Genomic DNA, 13,567 nt, shown 5'->3' on the forward strand with positions numbered 1-13,567 from the left:
TGCCGTCGTGCCTGACGCATCAGGTATTCATCGATTCGAAGAAATCCGAATTGGTCTTGGTCTGGCGCAGCTTGTCGAGCAGGAACTCGATGGCGTCGACCGTGCCCATCGGATTGAGGATGCGGCGCAGGACATACATCTTCTTGAGCACGTCCGACGGCACCAGCAGCTCCTCCTTGCGGGTGCCGGAGCGGGTGATGTCGATGGCCGGGAAGACGCGCTTGTCGGAGACCTTGCGGTCGAGGATGATCTCCGAATTGCCGGTGCCCTTGAACTCCTCGAAGATCACCTCGTCCATGCGGCTGCCGGTATCGATCAGCGCCGTGGCGATGATGGTGAGGGAGCCGCCCTCCTCGATGTTTCGCGCCGCGCCGAAGAAGCGCTTCGGCCGCTGCAGGGCATTGGCGTCGACACCGCCGGTCAGCACCTTGCCCGAGGACGGGACGACGGTGTTGTAGGCGCGGCCGAGACGGGTGATCGAATCGAGCAGGATGACGACGTCGCGCCCGTGCTCGACGAGGCGCTTGGCCTTCTCGATCACCATTTCCGCAACCTGCACGTGGCGGGCCGCCGGCTCGTCGAAGGTCGAGGAGATGACCTCGCCATTCACCGAGCGCTGCATGTCCGTCACTTCCTCCGGCCGCTCATCGATGAGGAGGACGATGAGATAGCATTCGGGATGGTTGGTCGTGATGGACTTGGCGATATTCTGCAGAAGCACCGTCTTGCCGGTACGCGGCGGCGCGACGATGAGGCCGCGCTGGCCCTTGCCGATGGGCGAGACGATGTCGATGATCCGCGAGGAGAAGTCCTTGCGCGTCGGATCCTCGATCTCGAGCTTGAGGCGCTCGTCCGGATAGAGCGGCGTCAGGTTGTCGAAGTGAACCTTGTGCCGGATCTTCTCCGGGTCCTCGAAATTGATGGTGTTGACCTTGAGCAGGGCGAAATAACGCTCGCCCTCCTTGGGGCTGCGGATGGGACCCTCGACGGTATCGCCGGTGCGCAGGCCGAAGCGGCGGATCTGCGACGGCGAGACATAGATGTCGTCCGGCCCGGGCAGGTAGTTCGAATCGGATGAACGCAGGAAGCCGAAGCCGTCCTGCAGCACTTCGACGACACCCTCGCCGATGATTTCCGTATCGCTCGCCGCCAGCTGCTTCAGGATGGCGAACATGAGCTCCTGCTTGCGCATCGTGCTCGCGTTCTCGACCTCGAGCTCCTCGGCAAAGGCCAGCAGTTCGGTCGGCGACTTCGACTTCAGATACTGAAGTTTAATCTCCCGCATCGGGGACTCTCTGTTTTGATGGTTATGGTTGCCGGAAAAGGCAGACAAGGCAGGTGGGAAACTCAGGCTCGGGCGGCACATCCGCAGTGGGGGCCGCCTCTCGGGATCGCGCAGACCTTGCAGACGAGCTGCAGCGACGCCAGCCTGATCGTTGGGAAGGCATCATGCAATAACGCCTTTTCCCCTCCCGCTCAAGCCCCTCGCCGAGCGAAACGGATCAGAAGGGCTTCAGCACCACGAGCAGGACGATGCCGATCATCAGCACCGTCGGCACCTCGTTGAGGATGCGGTAGTAGCGGCTGGAACGCGTGTTGCGGTCCGCCGCGAAATCCTTGAAGCGCCGCACGAGAATCCCATGCACGGCGGACAGGAGGATGACGAGCGTGAACTTGCCGTGGAACCAGCCGGACCTGAACCAGCCGCCCTCATAGGCGAGATAGAGGCCGGCGAGCCAGGTCACGATCATCGCCGGGTTGATGATCGCCTTGAGCAGCCTCCGCTCCATGACCTTGAAGGTCTCGGACGTCTCCGAACCGGGCGCGGCGCCGGTGTGATAGACGAACAGCCGCGGCAGATAGAGCATGCCCGCCATCCACGAGATGATGGCGAGGATGTGCAGTGCCTTGATCCATTCGTAAAGCGCCATTAGTCCCGCCCCGCTCTTCCGCTCCGGCTTCTTATCCTGTCTCAAACGCCCCTGACGCGGCGCAGCATCTGCTCGACATGGGCAACGGGCGTCTCCGGCAGGATGCCGTGCCCGAGATTGAAGATGTGCGGCCGGCCGGCGAAGGTCGCGACGATCCGGTCGACGGCCGCATCGAGCTGGCTGCCGCCGGCGACGAGCGACAGCGGGTCGAGATTGCCCTGCACGCAGACATGTGCCTGGACATGCTCCTGCGCCCAGTCGGGATCGACCGACCAGTCCAGGCCGACGACATCGGCGATGCCGGACTGCGCCAGCACCTCGAGCCGCTGCGCGGCGCCACGCGGGAAGATGAGGATGCGCGCCTGCGGTCGCGCCGCACGCACGCCGGCCGCAATGCGGCTGATCGGCTCCAGCGACCAGCGGTCGAACAGCGCCGGCGGCAGGGCCCCGGCGAAGCTCTCGAAGATCTGCACGGCATCGGCACCGGCATCGAGCTGCGCCACGAGATACGTCACCGAGGCATCGACGAGACGGTCGACGAGCGCCGCGAAGAAGTCTTCGTCCCGATAGGCGAGAAGGCGGGCCGGCGCCTGGTCCGGCGTGCTCTTGCCGGCGATCATGTAGCTCGCCACGGTCCAGGGCGCGCCGCAGAAGCCGAGAAGAGCCGTCTCGGCCGGCAGTGCCGCGCGCACCCGCTTCACGGTCTCCAGAACCGGCGCCAGCCGATCGAGATCGAAGGCCGGCGTGAGGGCCTCGAGCCCCTCGGCATCGGTGACGGGCCGCAGGCGCGGGCCCTCTCCTTCGGCAAAGGTGACGTCCTGCCCGAGCGCATGAGGAATGACGAGGATGTCGCTGAAGAGAATGGCCGCGTCGAAGCCGAAGCGCCGGATCGGCTGCAGCGTCACCTCGGTGGCGAGATCCGGGTTGTAGCACAGGTCGAGGAAGGAACCGGCCCTGGCGCGCACCTCCCGGTATTCCGGCAGATAGCGGCCTGCCTGTCGCATGAGCCAGACCGGCGGACGCTCGCTCGGCTTGCCGTCGATCACGCTGAGAAGCAGGGGCTTCGTCGTTGCAGGCTCCACTGTGCACCCTTCAGAGAGAAAGAAAGAATGATTGAAAGGAATCTTTTTGTTTTTCCTGTTGGGCAGCGGATTAGCGTGCCTCATCCCGATCCACAATCCATCCCCAGCCTTCCGGTCCGCTGCCGATGGTCGCACGCGGCCTGCCGGGTCGCCGCCTCGCTTCGGAAGCTTAACGGTTTCTTAACCTTTCCGATCCGTTAACGCATCGGCGATCAGCTTCATTCATGACCCGTCCCCAAAGCCGTGATCGAGGAACCTGAATCCTCCCACAGCTGCGGGCCTGTTGATCGCGCCGGCGACACGCGCCACAGTGCCGGCCGCAGCAGGCGCTCCGAAGCGGGCTTGTCCACATTCCTCGACTCCCGGTCCCCAGGGGTGGCCGACGAGGTGGTCGACGGGCCCGTCGACAGGCATCTGATGCTGCCGTCGCTGCCATGCCGGAGCTCGTGCCTTGGGTCGCAACTTCTTCCATCTCCACCTCGTCTCTGACGCCACGGGCGAGACGCTGATCGCCGTCGCCCGCGCGGCGGCCGCGCAATATGAAGGTGTCTCGGCGATCGAGCACATCTATCCTCTCATCCGCTCGCGCGCCCAGCTCGAGCGGGTCATCGAGGAGATCGACGCGGCGCCGGGCGTCGTCCTCTACACGATGGTGGAGGCCGAATTCGCCGAGCGGCTGGAAGCGGCCTGCGCCGCCGCCGCCTGCCCGTGCCTGTCGGTGCTCTCGCCGGTGCTCAATCTCTTCCAGTCCTATCTCGGCGCCGCGCAGGCGTCCCGGCCCGGCGCCCAGCACGTTCTCAACAGCGAGTATTTCAAGCGCATCGACGCCATGAACTACACGCTGCTGCACGACGACGGGCAGATGGCCGACGATTTCGAGGACGCGGATGTCGTGCTCGTCGGCGTCAGCCGCACGTCGAAGACACCGACCTCGATCTATCTCGCCAATCGCGGCATCAAGACCGCCAACATTCCCCTCGTGCCGGGCATCCCCCTGCCGGACAGCCTCCAAAATGCGAAGAAACCCCTCATCGTCGGCCTCGTCGCGAGCCCTGAGCGCATCGTGCAGATCCGTCAGAACCGGCTGCTCAGCCTCAACGCCGACGAGGATTCGCCCTATGTCGACCGCGACAGCGTCGCGGAGGAGATCGCCCAGTCGCGGCGCCTCTTCGCCCGCAGCCAATGGCCCGTGATCGACGTGACGCGCCGGTCGATCGAGGAAACGGCCGCCGCCATCATCGACCTCTACAAGGCCCATCGCATGAAGTTCATCGCGATCTGAGCCGGCCGGGACAGCGACATGCAAGGCAGCGCGCAAGGCCACGCGACAGGCCTCTGGCTCGATCCCCATCCGCTCGTCCTTGCCTCGACGAGCCCGACCCGGCGCGATCTGCTGGTGGCGGCCGGGCTCGCGCCCGAGATCGAAGCGCCATCGGTCGACGAGCGGGCGGTCGAGGCCGAGAAGCTGACGGCCGATGCCGCAGCGGCGGAGGCGGCGCTGCTCCTCGCCCGCGAGAAGGCTCTCGACGTCAGCCGCCGGCGGCCAGGCCGTCTCGTGCTCGGCGCGGACCAGACCCTCGCTCTTGCCGACGGATCCCGCCTCACCAAGCCGCGCGATGCGGACGAGGCCGCCTCCCAGATCGCCCGTCTCGCCGGCACCACCCATCGTCTCTGCAGCGCCTGCGCCATCGCCCGCGACGGCGAGATCGTCTTTTCCACCTCGGCCGAGGCGCGGCTCACCATGCGGCCGTTGTCGGACGCCTTCATCCGGCGTTATGTGGCGCTCGCCGGGTCCGGTGCGCTCGGCAGCGTCGGCGGCTATCAGATCGAAGGGCTCGGCATCCATCTCTTCGAGCGGATAGACGGCGATCATTTCACCATTCTCGGCCTGCCGCTGCTGCCCCTTCTCGAGGGGCTGCGCACGATGGGAGCTCTTGCCCGATGACCGATCCCGCCCGTCCCATCCCCAAGGCCTGCATCATCGGCCACCCGGTCGCCCATTCGCGCTCGCCGATGGTGCACGGTTTCTGGCTGAGGGAGTTGGGTCTAGCGGGCGACTATACGCGCGAGGACGTGCGGCCGGAGGATCTGGCCGGCTTCGTCGCCTCGCTGCGGGAGCGCGGCTATGTCGGCGCCAATGTCACGGTGCCGCACAAGGAGGCGGTGCTCGGCCTCGCCGATGTCGTGAGCGAGACGGCACGGGCCATGGGTGCCGCCAACACGCTCTGGTTCGAGAACGGCATCCTCCACGCCGACAACACGGATGTGCCCGGCTTCCTCGCCAATCTCGACGAGCGGGCTCCGGGTTGGGACAGATCGGGCGGGACGGCCACCGTGCTCGGCGCCGGCGGCGCGGCCAGGGCCGTCATCTACGGACTTCTCGCGCGCGGCTTTTCGACCATCCATCTCGTCAACCGCAATGAGGACCGCAGCCTTGCCCTCCAGGCGGCCTTCGGTCCCGCGGTGAAGCCGTGCGGCTGGGACAGGCTCGCCGCGGTCCTGCCGGCGACGGACCTTCTCGTCAACACGACCTCGCTCGGCATGTCCGGCCAGCCGCCGCTTGTCGTCGACCTCAAGGCGCTGCCGGATACGGCGCTCGTGCACGACATCGTCTATATTCCCCTGACGACGGGCCTTCTGTCTGCGGCGCGCGCCCGCGGCCTTGCGACGGTCGACGGTCTCGGCATGCTGCTGCACCAGGCGGTGCCGGGCTTCGCGCATTGGTTCGGCAGGACGCCGACGGTGACGGAGGACCTGCGGGCGCTCCTGGTGCGCGACATCGAACGGGCGGCGGCGTGACCTTCATCCTCGGACTGACCGGATCGATCGGCATGGGCAAGTCGACGACGGCCGCCATGTTCCGCGGGCAGGGCGTGCCGGTGCACGATGCCGACGCCGCCGTGCACCGGCTGTATCATGGCGAGGCTGCCGGTCTCATCGAGGCGGCCTTTCCGGGCACAACCGGCGACGAAGGTGTCGATCGGCAGAAGCTCAGCGCGGTGGTGCTCGGCAAGCTCGAGGCCCTGCGGAGGCTGGAAGCCATCGTGCATCCGCTGGTGCGGCGCGAGGAGGAGCGCTTTCTCGCTTCCTGCCGGCAGGCCGCCGCGTCGCTCGCCGTGCTCGACATTCCCCTCCTCTTCGAGACGGGCGGCGACGGGCGCTGCGATGCCGTGCTCGTGGTCACGGCCGATCCGGACATCCAGAAGGCGCGCGTCATGGCCCGGCCCGGCATGACCGAAGAGCGCTTCGCGATGATTCACGTGAAACAGATGCCGGACGCCGAAAAGCGCCGGCGGGCGCATTTTCTCGTGGATACCGGCCGTGGCTTCGCTGCCGCTAAGGCCCAGGTCGCGTCTATCGTAAGGGCGCTCGCCGGGCGTCCCGGCCGCCCACGGTCGCAGGAAGGAACGACATGCTGAGGGAGATCGTCCTCGATACAGAAACGACCGGTGTCGATGCCCTCAAGGGGGATCGCATCGTCGAGATCGGCTGCGTCGAGCTTCTCAATCACATCCCGACCGGCCGTCACTACCACGTCTACATCAACCCGCAGCGGCCGGTCTCGCGCGGCGCCTTCGAGGTGCACGGCCTGTCGGACGAGTTCCTGGCGGACAAGCCGACCTTCGAAGCGATTGCGGGCGAGTTCCACGCCTTCGTTGCCGATGCGAAGCTCGTCATCCACAACGCCGCCTTCGACGTCGGCTTCATCGACATGGAGTTCGGCCGCATCGGCCTTCCGCGTGTCGTGCCGGAGAACGTCATCGATACGCTCTCCATGGCGCGCCGCAAGCATCCCGGCGCCTCCAACAGCCTCGACGCCCTGTGCGCCCGCTACGGCATCGACAATTCGCGCCGCACCAAGCACGGGGCGCTGCTCGATGCGGAGATCCTGGCAGAGGTCTACATCGAGCTGATCGGGGGCAAGCAGGCCGATCTCGGCTTCGGCGTGGTGGAGACGGTCACGACCCTCGCCGTCTCCACGCAGACCGCCATCCGGCGCACGCACGAGGCGCTTCAGCGGCCGATCGCCCTTCCCGCTGCGATCACCGACACCGAACGGTCGGCTCACGCGGCCTTCATCGCCGAGCTCGGGGAAAGCGCCCTGTGGCGCGAATACATCCGTCCCGAGGCGGAATAGCTAAACCGCGAGAACGGCGCGCCCCGAGGAGCGCGCCGCCGTCTTTTGTCAGGACACGGTCTGCTGCTGCGCGGCCTGCATCTCGCCGAGCTTCTGGCGGTAGAGCGCGGTGAAGTCGATCGGATCGATGAACAGGGGCGGGAAGCCGCCGTTGCGCACCGCATCCGCCACGATCTGCCGGGCGAAGGGGAAAAGCAGCCGCGGGCACTCGATCATGACGACCGGGTGCAGCTGGTCCTTCGGGATGTTGCGCACGCGGAAGACGCCGCCATAGGTCAGCTCGAAGGCGAAGAGCACGTCCTGGCCGATCTGCGCCTTGCCTTCGAGGGCGAGCGTCACCTCGAAATCCGTCTCCGACAGCTGGTTGGCGCCGACATTGACCTGGATCGAGATCTCGGGGCTCTGCTGCTGCGGGGCGAGCGAGCGCGGGGCGTTCGGGTTCTCGAAGGAGAGGTCCTTGATGAACTGGGCGAGGGCGTTCAGCGACGGCGTCTGGTCGGCGTTCGCTGCGCCGTTGGTCGGGTTGTCGGTCATGTCGAAACTCCTCCGGGAGGAATGGTGATTGTCTCGGGGTCGTGATCGGTTCACAGTAGCCGGGCCCTCCGTGGACCGCCCGAAGGGACGACCCCGGCGGAAAAGAACCGGAATGCTCGCACTCTGCGTCAGAACGACCGTTTTGTTGAGCCCGTGCGGGCTACCACGGAAGCATTTGGCAAACAAGGCGACACGCGCGGGCGACCGCGGACTTGTCCGCACGCGGGGTGGATGTTACGAGCGCTCGCCCCCATATGCGAAGGTGGTTATCATTTCCGCTCCGACGCTGGACAGATGGGCAGACGATGGGGCTGCCCCCCGGGCTTGAGACGACAGAGAGGCCATGCAGGACACCTTCGACATCACGACGATCGTCTTTCTCGCTCTGGCCGTGTTCGTCATCTGGCGGCTGCGTTCCGTCCTCGGTCAGCGGACCGGCAACGAGCGGCCGCCGCAGGACCCCTTCGCCCGCCGTGAGCAGGCGAAGCAGCCGGGCGAGGACAATGTCGTGCGCCTTCCCGGCGCCGCCAACGATCGCGGGGAGATGGCCGAGGTCGGCGCCCAGGCGCGACCGGACCGCTGGGCCGGCGTCGCGGAACAAGGCTCGCCGACCGCGCGCGGCTTCGATGCCATTGCCGCCATCGAGCCCCAGTTCGACGCCCGCAGCTTCCTCGAAGGCTCCCGCCTCGCCTATGAAATGATCGTGACCAGCTTCGCCGCCGGCGATCGCAAGGCGCTGAAGGGCCTGCTGTCGCGCGACGTCTTCGAAGGCTTCGACAAGGCCATTGGCGATCGCGAGACGCGGGGCGAGAAGGTGGAGACCACCTTCGTCTCCATCGACGACGCCAAGGTCGAGCAGGTGGAGGTGCGCGGCAAGGCCGCCCAGATCACGGTGCGCTTCCTGTCCAAGCTCATCACGGCAACGCGCGACAAGGACGGCAAGGTCATCGACGGCGATCCGGAAGCCGTGGCCGACGTGGTGGACGTCTGGACCTTCTCGCGCACCCTCGGCGCACGCGATCCCAACTGGCTGCTCGTCGCGACCGAATCCGGGCAATGAGCCCTGGGCGACAGGCAGCGGATCGTTTCCTCCACTCCGGGACGCAGACGGCCTCCCAGAGTGTTGGCGTTGTCCTCGGGCGATCGCTCCCGGTTCTCATCGCGCTCGCAGCCTGGGCGTGCGGCGCCGCTGCAGAGCCGAACGTGCTTGCCGGCGCGCGTCTTGTCGAGCGCAGCTATGCCGACCTGACCGGCTGGCGCAGCGACGCGCAGGCGAAGACGCTCGCCGCCTTCCGCCGCTCCTGCGACGTCATGGCCGATACCGCCGCCGCCCGGCGCGCCACCGGCTTTCCGCCCGATGGCCTGGCCCCGGCCTGTGCCGCGGCGCAGCGCCTGCCGCTGGAGGCCGGCGATGCCGAGGCGCGGGCCTTTTTCGAGGCCCATTTCGTGCCTTACCGCGTCGTGCCCCCGACCGGAGACGGCTTTCTCACCGGCTATTTCGAGCCGGAGGTGCAGGGTTCGCTGAAACCGTCGGCCCGCTTCACGACGCCCCTCCTCGCCCTGCCGGACGATGTCGTGCCACTTGGCGACGGTGACGTCCCGGCCCATCTCGCCGGCTTCACGGCCGCACGCCGGACGCCGGACGGGCTCGCTCCCTACCATGACCGTGCCGCCATCGAGGACGGGGCGCTCGGGGCGCAGGCGCGCCCGCTCGTCTATCTCGACTGGATCGACGCCTTCTTCGTCCATGTCCAGGGATCGGCGCGGGTGCGCATCGGGCCGAGCGCGGGGGATGTCGTGCGCGTCGCCTATGCCGGCCGCAACGGTCATCCCTATGCGTCGCTCGGCAAGCTCGTCGTCGCCGAGACCGGTATTCCGCCTGAACAGATGACGGCGCCGGCCCTCATCGCCTGGCTTAGGGCCAATCCCGAGGCCGGCCGGCGTCTGATGCGCGAGAACCGGTCCTACATCTTCTTCCGCCGGGCGGACGAGCTCGATCCGGCCGAGGGGCCGCTCGGCGCCGGCATGACCCAGCTCATTCCGGGCCGCAGCCTCGCCGTCGACCGCACGCTCTGGCCCTACGGCCTGCCCGTCTGGGTGGAGGCGGAATTGCCCGAGCCTGGCAGCGAGGCCCTGCGTCCGCTGCGCCGTCTCTTCATCGCGCAGGACACCGGCACGGCCATCCGCGGCCCGGCCCGGGCCGACATCTTCTTCGGCAGCGGGCCCGCAGCCGGCGAAGCCTCCGGCATCGTCCGCCACGCGCCCTCCGCCTTCATCGTGCTGCTGCCGAAGGGAAGCCTGCCCGCCGGCCGGGAGCGCAAGCCATGAGCCGTCGGCGCCGGCGCGAGCTGGACGAGGCCGAGCTGACCCTGTGGCGCCATGTTCTGAGGGACGTGAAGCCCCTGCCCGGCCGCGCCCTGCCGCCGCCGGAGGCGCCGAAGGCGCCACCTGCACCGCCCGAGGATGCGGCGACGGCGACGATGGCCCTGCGCACCGCCGACACCGGGACGACGGGCCGTGGCCTCAAGACGAAAACCCTGCCGCTCGCACCGCTGGAGCGGCGCCTGCGCCAGGCGCTCAACCGCGGCACGCGCGCCGTCGATGCCAAGATCGACCTGCACGGCCTGCGCCAGAGCGAGGCGCACGCCGCCTTGCGGGCCTTCTTGCTGCGGGAACAGGCGCGCGGCAGCCAGCTCGTCATCGTCGTCACCGGCAAGGGCGGTACCGAGGCTCATTCCGCCGACCTTTTCGGCGGCGAGCGCGGCGTGCTGCGGCGCCTGGTGCCGCAATGGCTGTCGCTGCCCGATCTGCGCGTCGTCGTGCTCGGCTTCGAGGAGGCCGGCCGCACCCACGGGGGCGCCGGCGCCCTCTACGTGCGCCTGCGCCGCCGCAAGGGCGCGGGAGGCGCGCTGTGACGCCCTTCGGCGAGCGCGTGCGGGCGATGCGGGCCGAGCGCGGGCTGACGTTGAAGGACATGGCCGAGGCGCTCGGCGTCTCCAGCGCCTATCTCTCGGCGCTCGAGCACGGCAAGCGGGGCCGGCCGAGCTGGCCGCTGCTGCAGGCCATCATCCAGTATTTCAACGTGATCTGGGACGAGGCGGACGAATTGCAGCGGCTCGCCGAGCTCTCGGCGCCGCGCTCGGTCATCGACACGGCCGGCCTGTCGCCGCGGGCGACCGCCCTTGCCAACCGCCTCGCCGGCGAGATCGCCCACTTGAGCGAGGACGAGATCGGCGCCCTCGATGCTGTCCTCGATGCGGCCCGCAGGCGCAGGTCCGGCCCCGGCGCTTGACCGCCCGCGGAGGAGCGGGCAAAGCGGAGCCGGTTCCCGGTTCTTCCCGAAAGGCTCCCATGTCCCATCATCGCTACGACGTGCTCGGCATCGGCAATGCCATCGTCGACATCATCGCCCATACCGACGAGGCCTTCCTCGTCAGCCAGGACGTGCACAAGGGCGCGATGATCCTGATCGACGAGCCGCGGGCGGAAGCCCTGTACGAGGCCATGGGCCCGGCCGTGGTGATCTCGGGCGGCTGCGCGGCGAACACGGTGGCGGGGCTCGCCTCCTTCGGGGGGCGCGGTGCCTTCATCGGCAAGGTCCGGACGGACGAGCTCGGCGGGCGCTTCACGCACGACATCCGCGCGCTCGGCATCCACTTCCCGACGGCGCCCGCGGCCGACGGCCCGGCGACGGCGCGCAGCATGATCCTGGTGACGCCGGACGGCGAGCGCACCATGAACACCTATCTCGGCGCCTGCCAGAACCTCACCCCGGCCGATATCGACCGCGATACGGTGGAAGCCTCCGGCATCGTCTATCTGGAAGGCTATCTCTGGGATCCGCCGGCGGCCAAGGAGGCCTTCGTCAAGGCGGCCGACATCGCCCATGGCGCGGGTGGCCGCGTCGCCATCACGCTGTCCGATTCCTTCTGCGTCGACCGCTACCGGGACGAGTTCCTGGCGCTGGTGCGCGACGGCAAGGTCGACATCGTCTTCGCCAATGAGCACGAACTGAAGAGCCTCTATCAGACGGCGGATTTCGACACGGCCGTCGCCGCCTTCCGCCGCGAGGGCGCGCTCGGCGTCGTCACCCGCTCGGAAAAGGGCTGCCTCGTCGTCGAGCGGGAGGAGACCGCGGCGGTGCCGGCCTTCCCCATCGACAGGCTCGTCGATACCACCGGTGCGGGCGATCTCTTCGCCGCGGGCTTTCTCTTCGGCCTCGCCCGCCACTACGACCACCGCACCTGTGCCCGCCTCGGCGCCCTCGCCGCGGCCGAGGTCATCCAGCACCTCGGTGCCCGCCCGCAGAAGAGCCTCAGGGACATGGCGGTCGACAACGGCCTGCCGGTGGAGTGAGGCCCAATAGAAGGCCGGCCGTCATGCCCGCGCTCGACGCGGGCATCCCCGCCTTTGACAAGAAGCGTGCACGGCCGGGACGAGCCGTGCCGTGACGGCAGGAACCGCGCCGAGACATCGGCATGATTCACGTGAAACACCGTCAGACGGGCGTGATTCGCCCGGCGCTCACAGCCGTCGCAGCGCCACTTCCTCGATGCGGTGGTCCTCGCCCTTGCGCAGGATGAGGCTGGAGCGCTGGCGCGTCGGCACGATGTTCTCGCGCAGGTTGACGAGGTTGATGCGCGACCACAGCCGCTCGGCGGTGGCGAGCGCCTCGTCCTCGCTCACGTCGGCATATTTGCGGAAATAGGATTTCGGGTCGCGGAAGGCCGTCTCGCGCAGGCGCATGAAGCGCCGCACGTACCAGCTGTGCAGCAGCGCCTCCTCCGCATCGACATAGATCGAGAAGTCGAAATAGTCGGACACGAAGGGAATGGCCTTGCCGTCGCGCGGCATGCGGGCGGGCTGCAGCACGTTGAGCCCCTCGACGATGAGGATGTCCGGCCGGTCGACCGTCACCGTCTCGCCGGGCACGACGTCATAGACGAGGTGCGAATAGACGGGCGCGGAGACGTTGCGCTTGCCGGCCTTGATATCGGCCAGAAAATGCAGCAGCGCCTGCGTGTCGTAGCTCTCGGGAAAGCCCTTGCGCTCCATGAGGTTGAGGCGCGTGAGCTCGGCATTCGGCAGGAGGAAGCCGTCCGTCGTCACGAGGTCGACCTTCGGCGTGTTCGGCCAGCGCGCCAGAAGCGCCTTCAGTACGCGTGCGGTCGTCGACTTGCCCGCGGCCACCGAGCCGGCGATGCCGATGATATAGGGCACCTTGCCGTCCTCCTCGGCGAGGAGAAAGCGCTGGGTCGCCCGGAAAAGCCCTTGCGTTGCAGCCACATAGAGCGAGAGCAGGCGCGACAGCGGCAGATAGATGGCGGCGACTTCGGCGAGCGAGATCGGATCGTTCAGCGACTGCAGGCGCACCACCTCCTCGGCGGTGAGCGTCAGCGGCGTGTCGGCACGCAGCTTCGCCCATTCCTCGCGCGAGAAGGTGCGGTAGGGCGAGATGTTGTCTTCCAGCGGCACAAGGCCAGGCACGGGCTTGTCCATATGCGTCTCCCGTCCGGCGGGGCCGGCCATTCCTACTTCTGCCGGGACGCTTTCTCCGCAAGGCCCGATTGTGCGGTGCGGCGCGCCAGCTCCTGCATGACATCCTGCAACGGCACGCCGCCGGCATGAAGTACGACCATCAGATGATAGAGCACGTCGGCCGCTTCCGCGACGAGCTGCTTTTTGTCGCCCTCGACGGCGGCGATCACCGCCTCGACGGCCTCCTCGCCGAACTTCTTGGCCGCCCGCCTCTGGCCGTCCGCGACGAGCCTGGCGGTATAGGATTCATCCGGGCTCGCCTTGGCGCGCTCGGCCACGATCCGTGCGAGGTCGTCGAGAGAAAAAGTGCCGCTCGAGAAAGTGCCGCTCATGACAGGCCTCCG

General features: G+C 67.9%; 16 protein-coding genes. 10 read left to right on the top strand and 6 right to left on the bottom strand.

From position 1 onward, the window contains the following. Positions 1-19: 19 nt before the first annotated feature. The 3 genes from rho to hemE form a co-directional block, all read right to left on the bottom strand. The gene (gene rho / locus AL346_RS07630; protein WP_019402629.1) at positions 20-1,285 is read right to left on the bottom strand and encodes a transcription termination factor Rho; all 1,266 of its coding nucleotides are present in this window, start codon (positions 1,283-1,285) and stop codon (positions 20-22) included. A 217-nt stretch (positions 1,286-1,502) separates the two neighbouring features. Further along, on the bottom strand, positions 1,503-1,931 hold the full coding sequence (hemJ, locus tag AL346_RS07635) for a protoporphyrinogen oxidase HemJ (protein ID WP_019402630.1): 429 nt from the start codon (positions 1,929-1,931) through the stop codon (positions 1,503-1,505). Positions 1,932-1,972: 41 nt separating this feature from the next. Next, positions 1,973-3,013, bottom strand: a complete 1,041-nt coding sequence (gene hemE / locus AL346_RS07640) for a uroporphyrinogen decarboxylase (RefSeq protein WP_026015218.1) — start codon at positions 3,011-3,013, stop codon at positions 1,973-1,975. Between the two features lie 451 nt (positions 3,014-3,464). On the opposite strand from hemE, the gene AL346_RS07645 reads away from it, so the two are divergent. The 5 genes from AL346_RS07645 to dnaQ are packed head-to-tail and all read left to right on the top strand — an operon-like array spanning position 3,465 to position 7,151. Beyond that, complete coding sequence (locus tag AL346_RS07645; protein WP_019402632.1) at positions 3,465-4,295, top strand: pyruvate, water dikinase regulatory protein; 831 nt, start codon at positions 3,465-3,467, stop codon at positions 4,293-4,295. An 18-nt stretch (positions 4,296-4,313) separates the two neighbouring features. Beyond that, on the top strand, positions 4,314-4,958 hold the full coding sequence (locus AL346_RS07650) for a Maf family protein (RefSeq protein ID WP_019402633.1): 645 nt from the start codon (positions 4,314-4,316) through the stop codon (positions 4,956-4,958). Then, the gene (locus AL346_RS07655; protein ID WP_019402634.1) at positions 4,955-5,812 is read left to right on the top strand and encodes a shikimate dehydrogenase; all 858 of its coding nucleotides are present in this window, start codon (positions 4,955-4,957) and stop codon (positions 5,810-5,812) included. The genes AL346_RS07650 and AL346_RS07655 overlap by 4 nt, the downstream gene beginning before the upstream one ends. Further along, a complete protein-coding gene (gene coaE, locus AL346_RS07660; RefSeq protein WP_019402635.1) occupies positions 5,809-6,432 on the top strand; it encodes a dephospho-CoA kinase in 624 nt (207 codons plus the stop codon). The genes AL346_RS07655 and coaE overlap by 4 nt, the downstream gene beginning before the upstream one ends. After that, complete coding sequence (dnaQ, locus tag AL346_RS07665) at positions 6,426-7,151, top strand: DNA polymerase III subunit epsilon (RefSeq protein WP_019402636.1); 726 nt, start codon at positions 6,426-6,428, stop codon at positions 7,149-7,151. The genes coaE and dnaQ overlap by 7 nt, the downstream gene beginning before the upstream one ends. A 48-nt stretch (positions 7,152-7,199) precedes the next feature. Here dnaQ and secB read toward each other — a convergent pair whose 3' ends face one another. Beyond that, positions 7,200-7,685, bottom strand: coding sequence for a protein-export chaperone SecB (secB, locus tag AL346_RS07670; protein ID WP_019402637.1), 486 nt, complete (start codon positions 7,683-7,685; stop codon positions 7,200-7,202). A gap of 343 nt (positions 7,686-8,028) precedes the next feature. On the opposite strand from secB, the gene AL346_RS07675 reads away from it, so the two are divergent. From AL346_RS07675 to AL346_RS07695, 5 genes are all read left to right on the top strand, one after another. Beyond that, on the top strand, positions 8,029-8,745 hold the full coding sequence (locus AL346_RS07675; RefSeq protein ID WP_019402638.1) for a Tim44/TimA family putative adaptor protein: 717 nt from the start codon (positions 8,029-8,031) through the stop codon (positions 8,743-8,745). 143 nt (positions 8,746-8,888) lie between these two features. After that, positions 8,889-10,013: a murein transglycosylase A gene (locus tag AL346_RS07680; RefSeq protein ID WP_019402639.1), complete on the top strand. Its 1,125-nt coding sequence runs from the start codon at positions 8,889-8,891 to the stop codon at positions 10,011-10,013. Then, positions 10,010-10,600, top strand: coding sequence for a Smr/MutS family protein (locus AL346_RS07685; RefSeq protein WP_019402640.1), 591 nt, complete (start codon positions 10,010-10,012; stop codon positions 10,598-10,600). The genes AL346_RS07680 and AL346_RS07685 overlap by 4 nt, the downstream gene beginning before the upstream one ends. Further along, entirely contained in the window at positions 10,597-10,977 is a 381-nt protein-coding gene (locus tag AL346_RS07690) for a helix-turn-helix domain-containing protein (protein WP_019402641.1), read from the top strand. Before AL346_RS07685 ends, AL346_RS07690 begins: the two co-directional genes overlap by 4 nt. Positions 10,978-11,036: 59 nt before the next feature. Further along, positions 11,037-12,041 (top strand): adenosine kinase, encoded by a 1,005-nt coding sequence (locus tag AL346_RS07695; RefSeq protein WP_019402642.1) that lies wholly within the window; start codon positions 11,037-11,039, stop codon positions 12,039-12,041. Between the two features lie 168 nt (positions 12,042-12,209). Here AL346_RS07695 and coaA read toward each other — a convergent pair whose 3' ends face one another. Both coaA and AL346_RS07705 read right to left on the bottom strand, forming a co-directional pair. Further along, entirely contained in the window at positions 12,210-13,184 is a 975-nt protein-coding gene (coaA, locus tag AL346_RS07700; RefSeq protein WP_019402643.1) for a type I pantothenate kinase, read from the bottom strand. Between the two features lie 32 nt (positions 13,185-13,216). Further along, positions 13,217-13,555: a phosphoribosyl-ATP diphosphatase gene (locus tag AL346_RS07705; RefSeq protein WP_019402644.1), complete on the bottom strand. Its 339-nt coding sequence runs from the start codon at positions 13,553-13,555 to the stop codon at positions 13,217-13,219. Positions 13,556-13,567: the final 12 nt, after the last annotated feature.

This window comes from Chelatococcus sp. CO-6, from assembly GCF_001271345.1.
Lineage (GTDB): Bacteria > Pseudomonadota > Alphaproteobacteria > Rhizobiales > Beijerinckiaceae > Chelatococcus_A > Chelatococcus_A caeni.

Excerpts from the sequence above, each read along its gene's own strand:
- rho (WP_019402629.1), bottom strand. The coding sequence starts at position 1,285 with ATGCGGGAGATTAAACTTCAGTATCTGAAGTCGAAGTCGCCGACCGAA.
- hemJ (WP_019402630.1), bottom strand. The coding sequence starts at position 1,931 with ATGGCGCTTTACGAATGGATCAAGGCACTGCACATCCTCGCCATCATC.
- AL346_RS07650 (WP_019402633.1), top strand. The coding sequence starts at position 4,314 with ATGCAAGGCAGCGCGCAAGGCCACGCGACAGGCCTCTGGCTCGATCCC.
- AL346_RS07655 (WP_019402634.1), top strand. The coding sequence starts at position 4,955 with ATGACCGATCCCGCCCGTCCCATCCCCAAGGCCTGCATCATCGGCCAC.
- dnaQ (WP_019402636.1), top strand. The coding sequence starts at position 6,426 with ATGCTGAGGGAGATCGTCCTCGATACAGAAACGACCGGTGTCGATGCC.
- secB (WP_019402637.1), bottom strand. The coding sequence starts at position 7,685 with ATGACCGACAACCCGACCAACGGCGCAGCGAACGCCGACCAGACGCCG.
- AL346_RS07675 (WP_019402638.1), top strand. The coding sequence starts at position 8,029 with ATGCAGGACACCTTCGACATCACGACGATCGTCTTTCTCGCTCTGGCC.
- AL346_RS07685 (WP_019402640.1), top strand. The coding sequence starts at position 10,010 with ATGAGCCGTCGGCGCCGGCGCGAGCTGGACGAGGCCGAGCTGACCCTG.
- AL346_RS07695 (WP_019402642.1), top strand. The coding sequence starts at position 11,037 with ATGTCCCATCATCGCTACGACGTGCTCGGCATCGGCAATGCCATCGTC.
- coaA (WP_019402643.1), bottom strand. The coding sequence starts at position 13,184 with ATGGACAAGCCCGTGCCTGGCCTTGTGCCGCTGGAAGACAACATCTCG.
- AL346_RS07705 (WP_019402644.1), bottom strand. The coding sequence starts at position 13,555 with ATGAGCGGCACTTTCTCGAGCGGCACTTTTTCTCTCGACGACCTCGCA.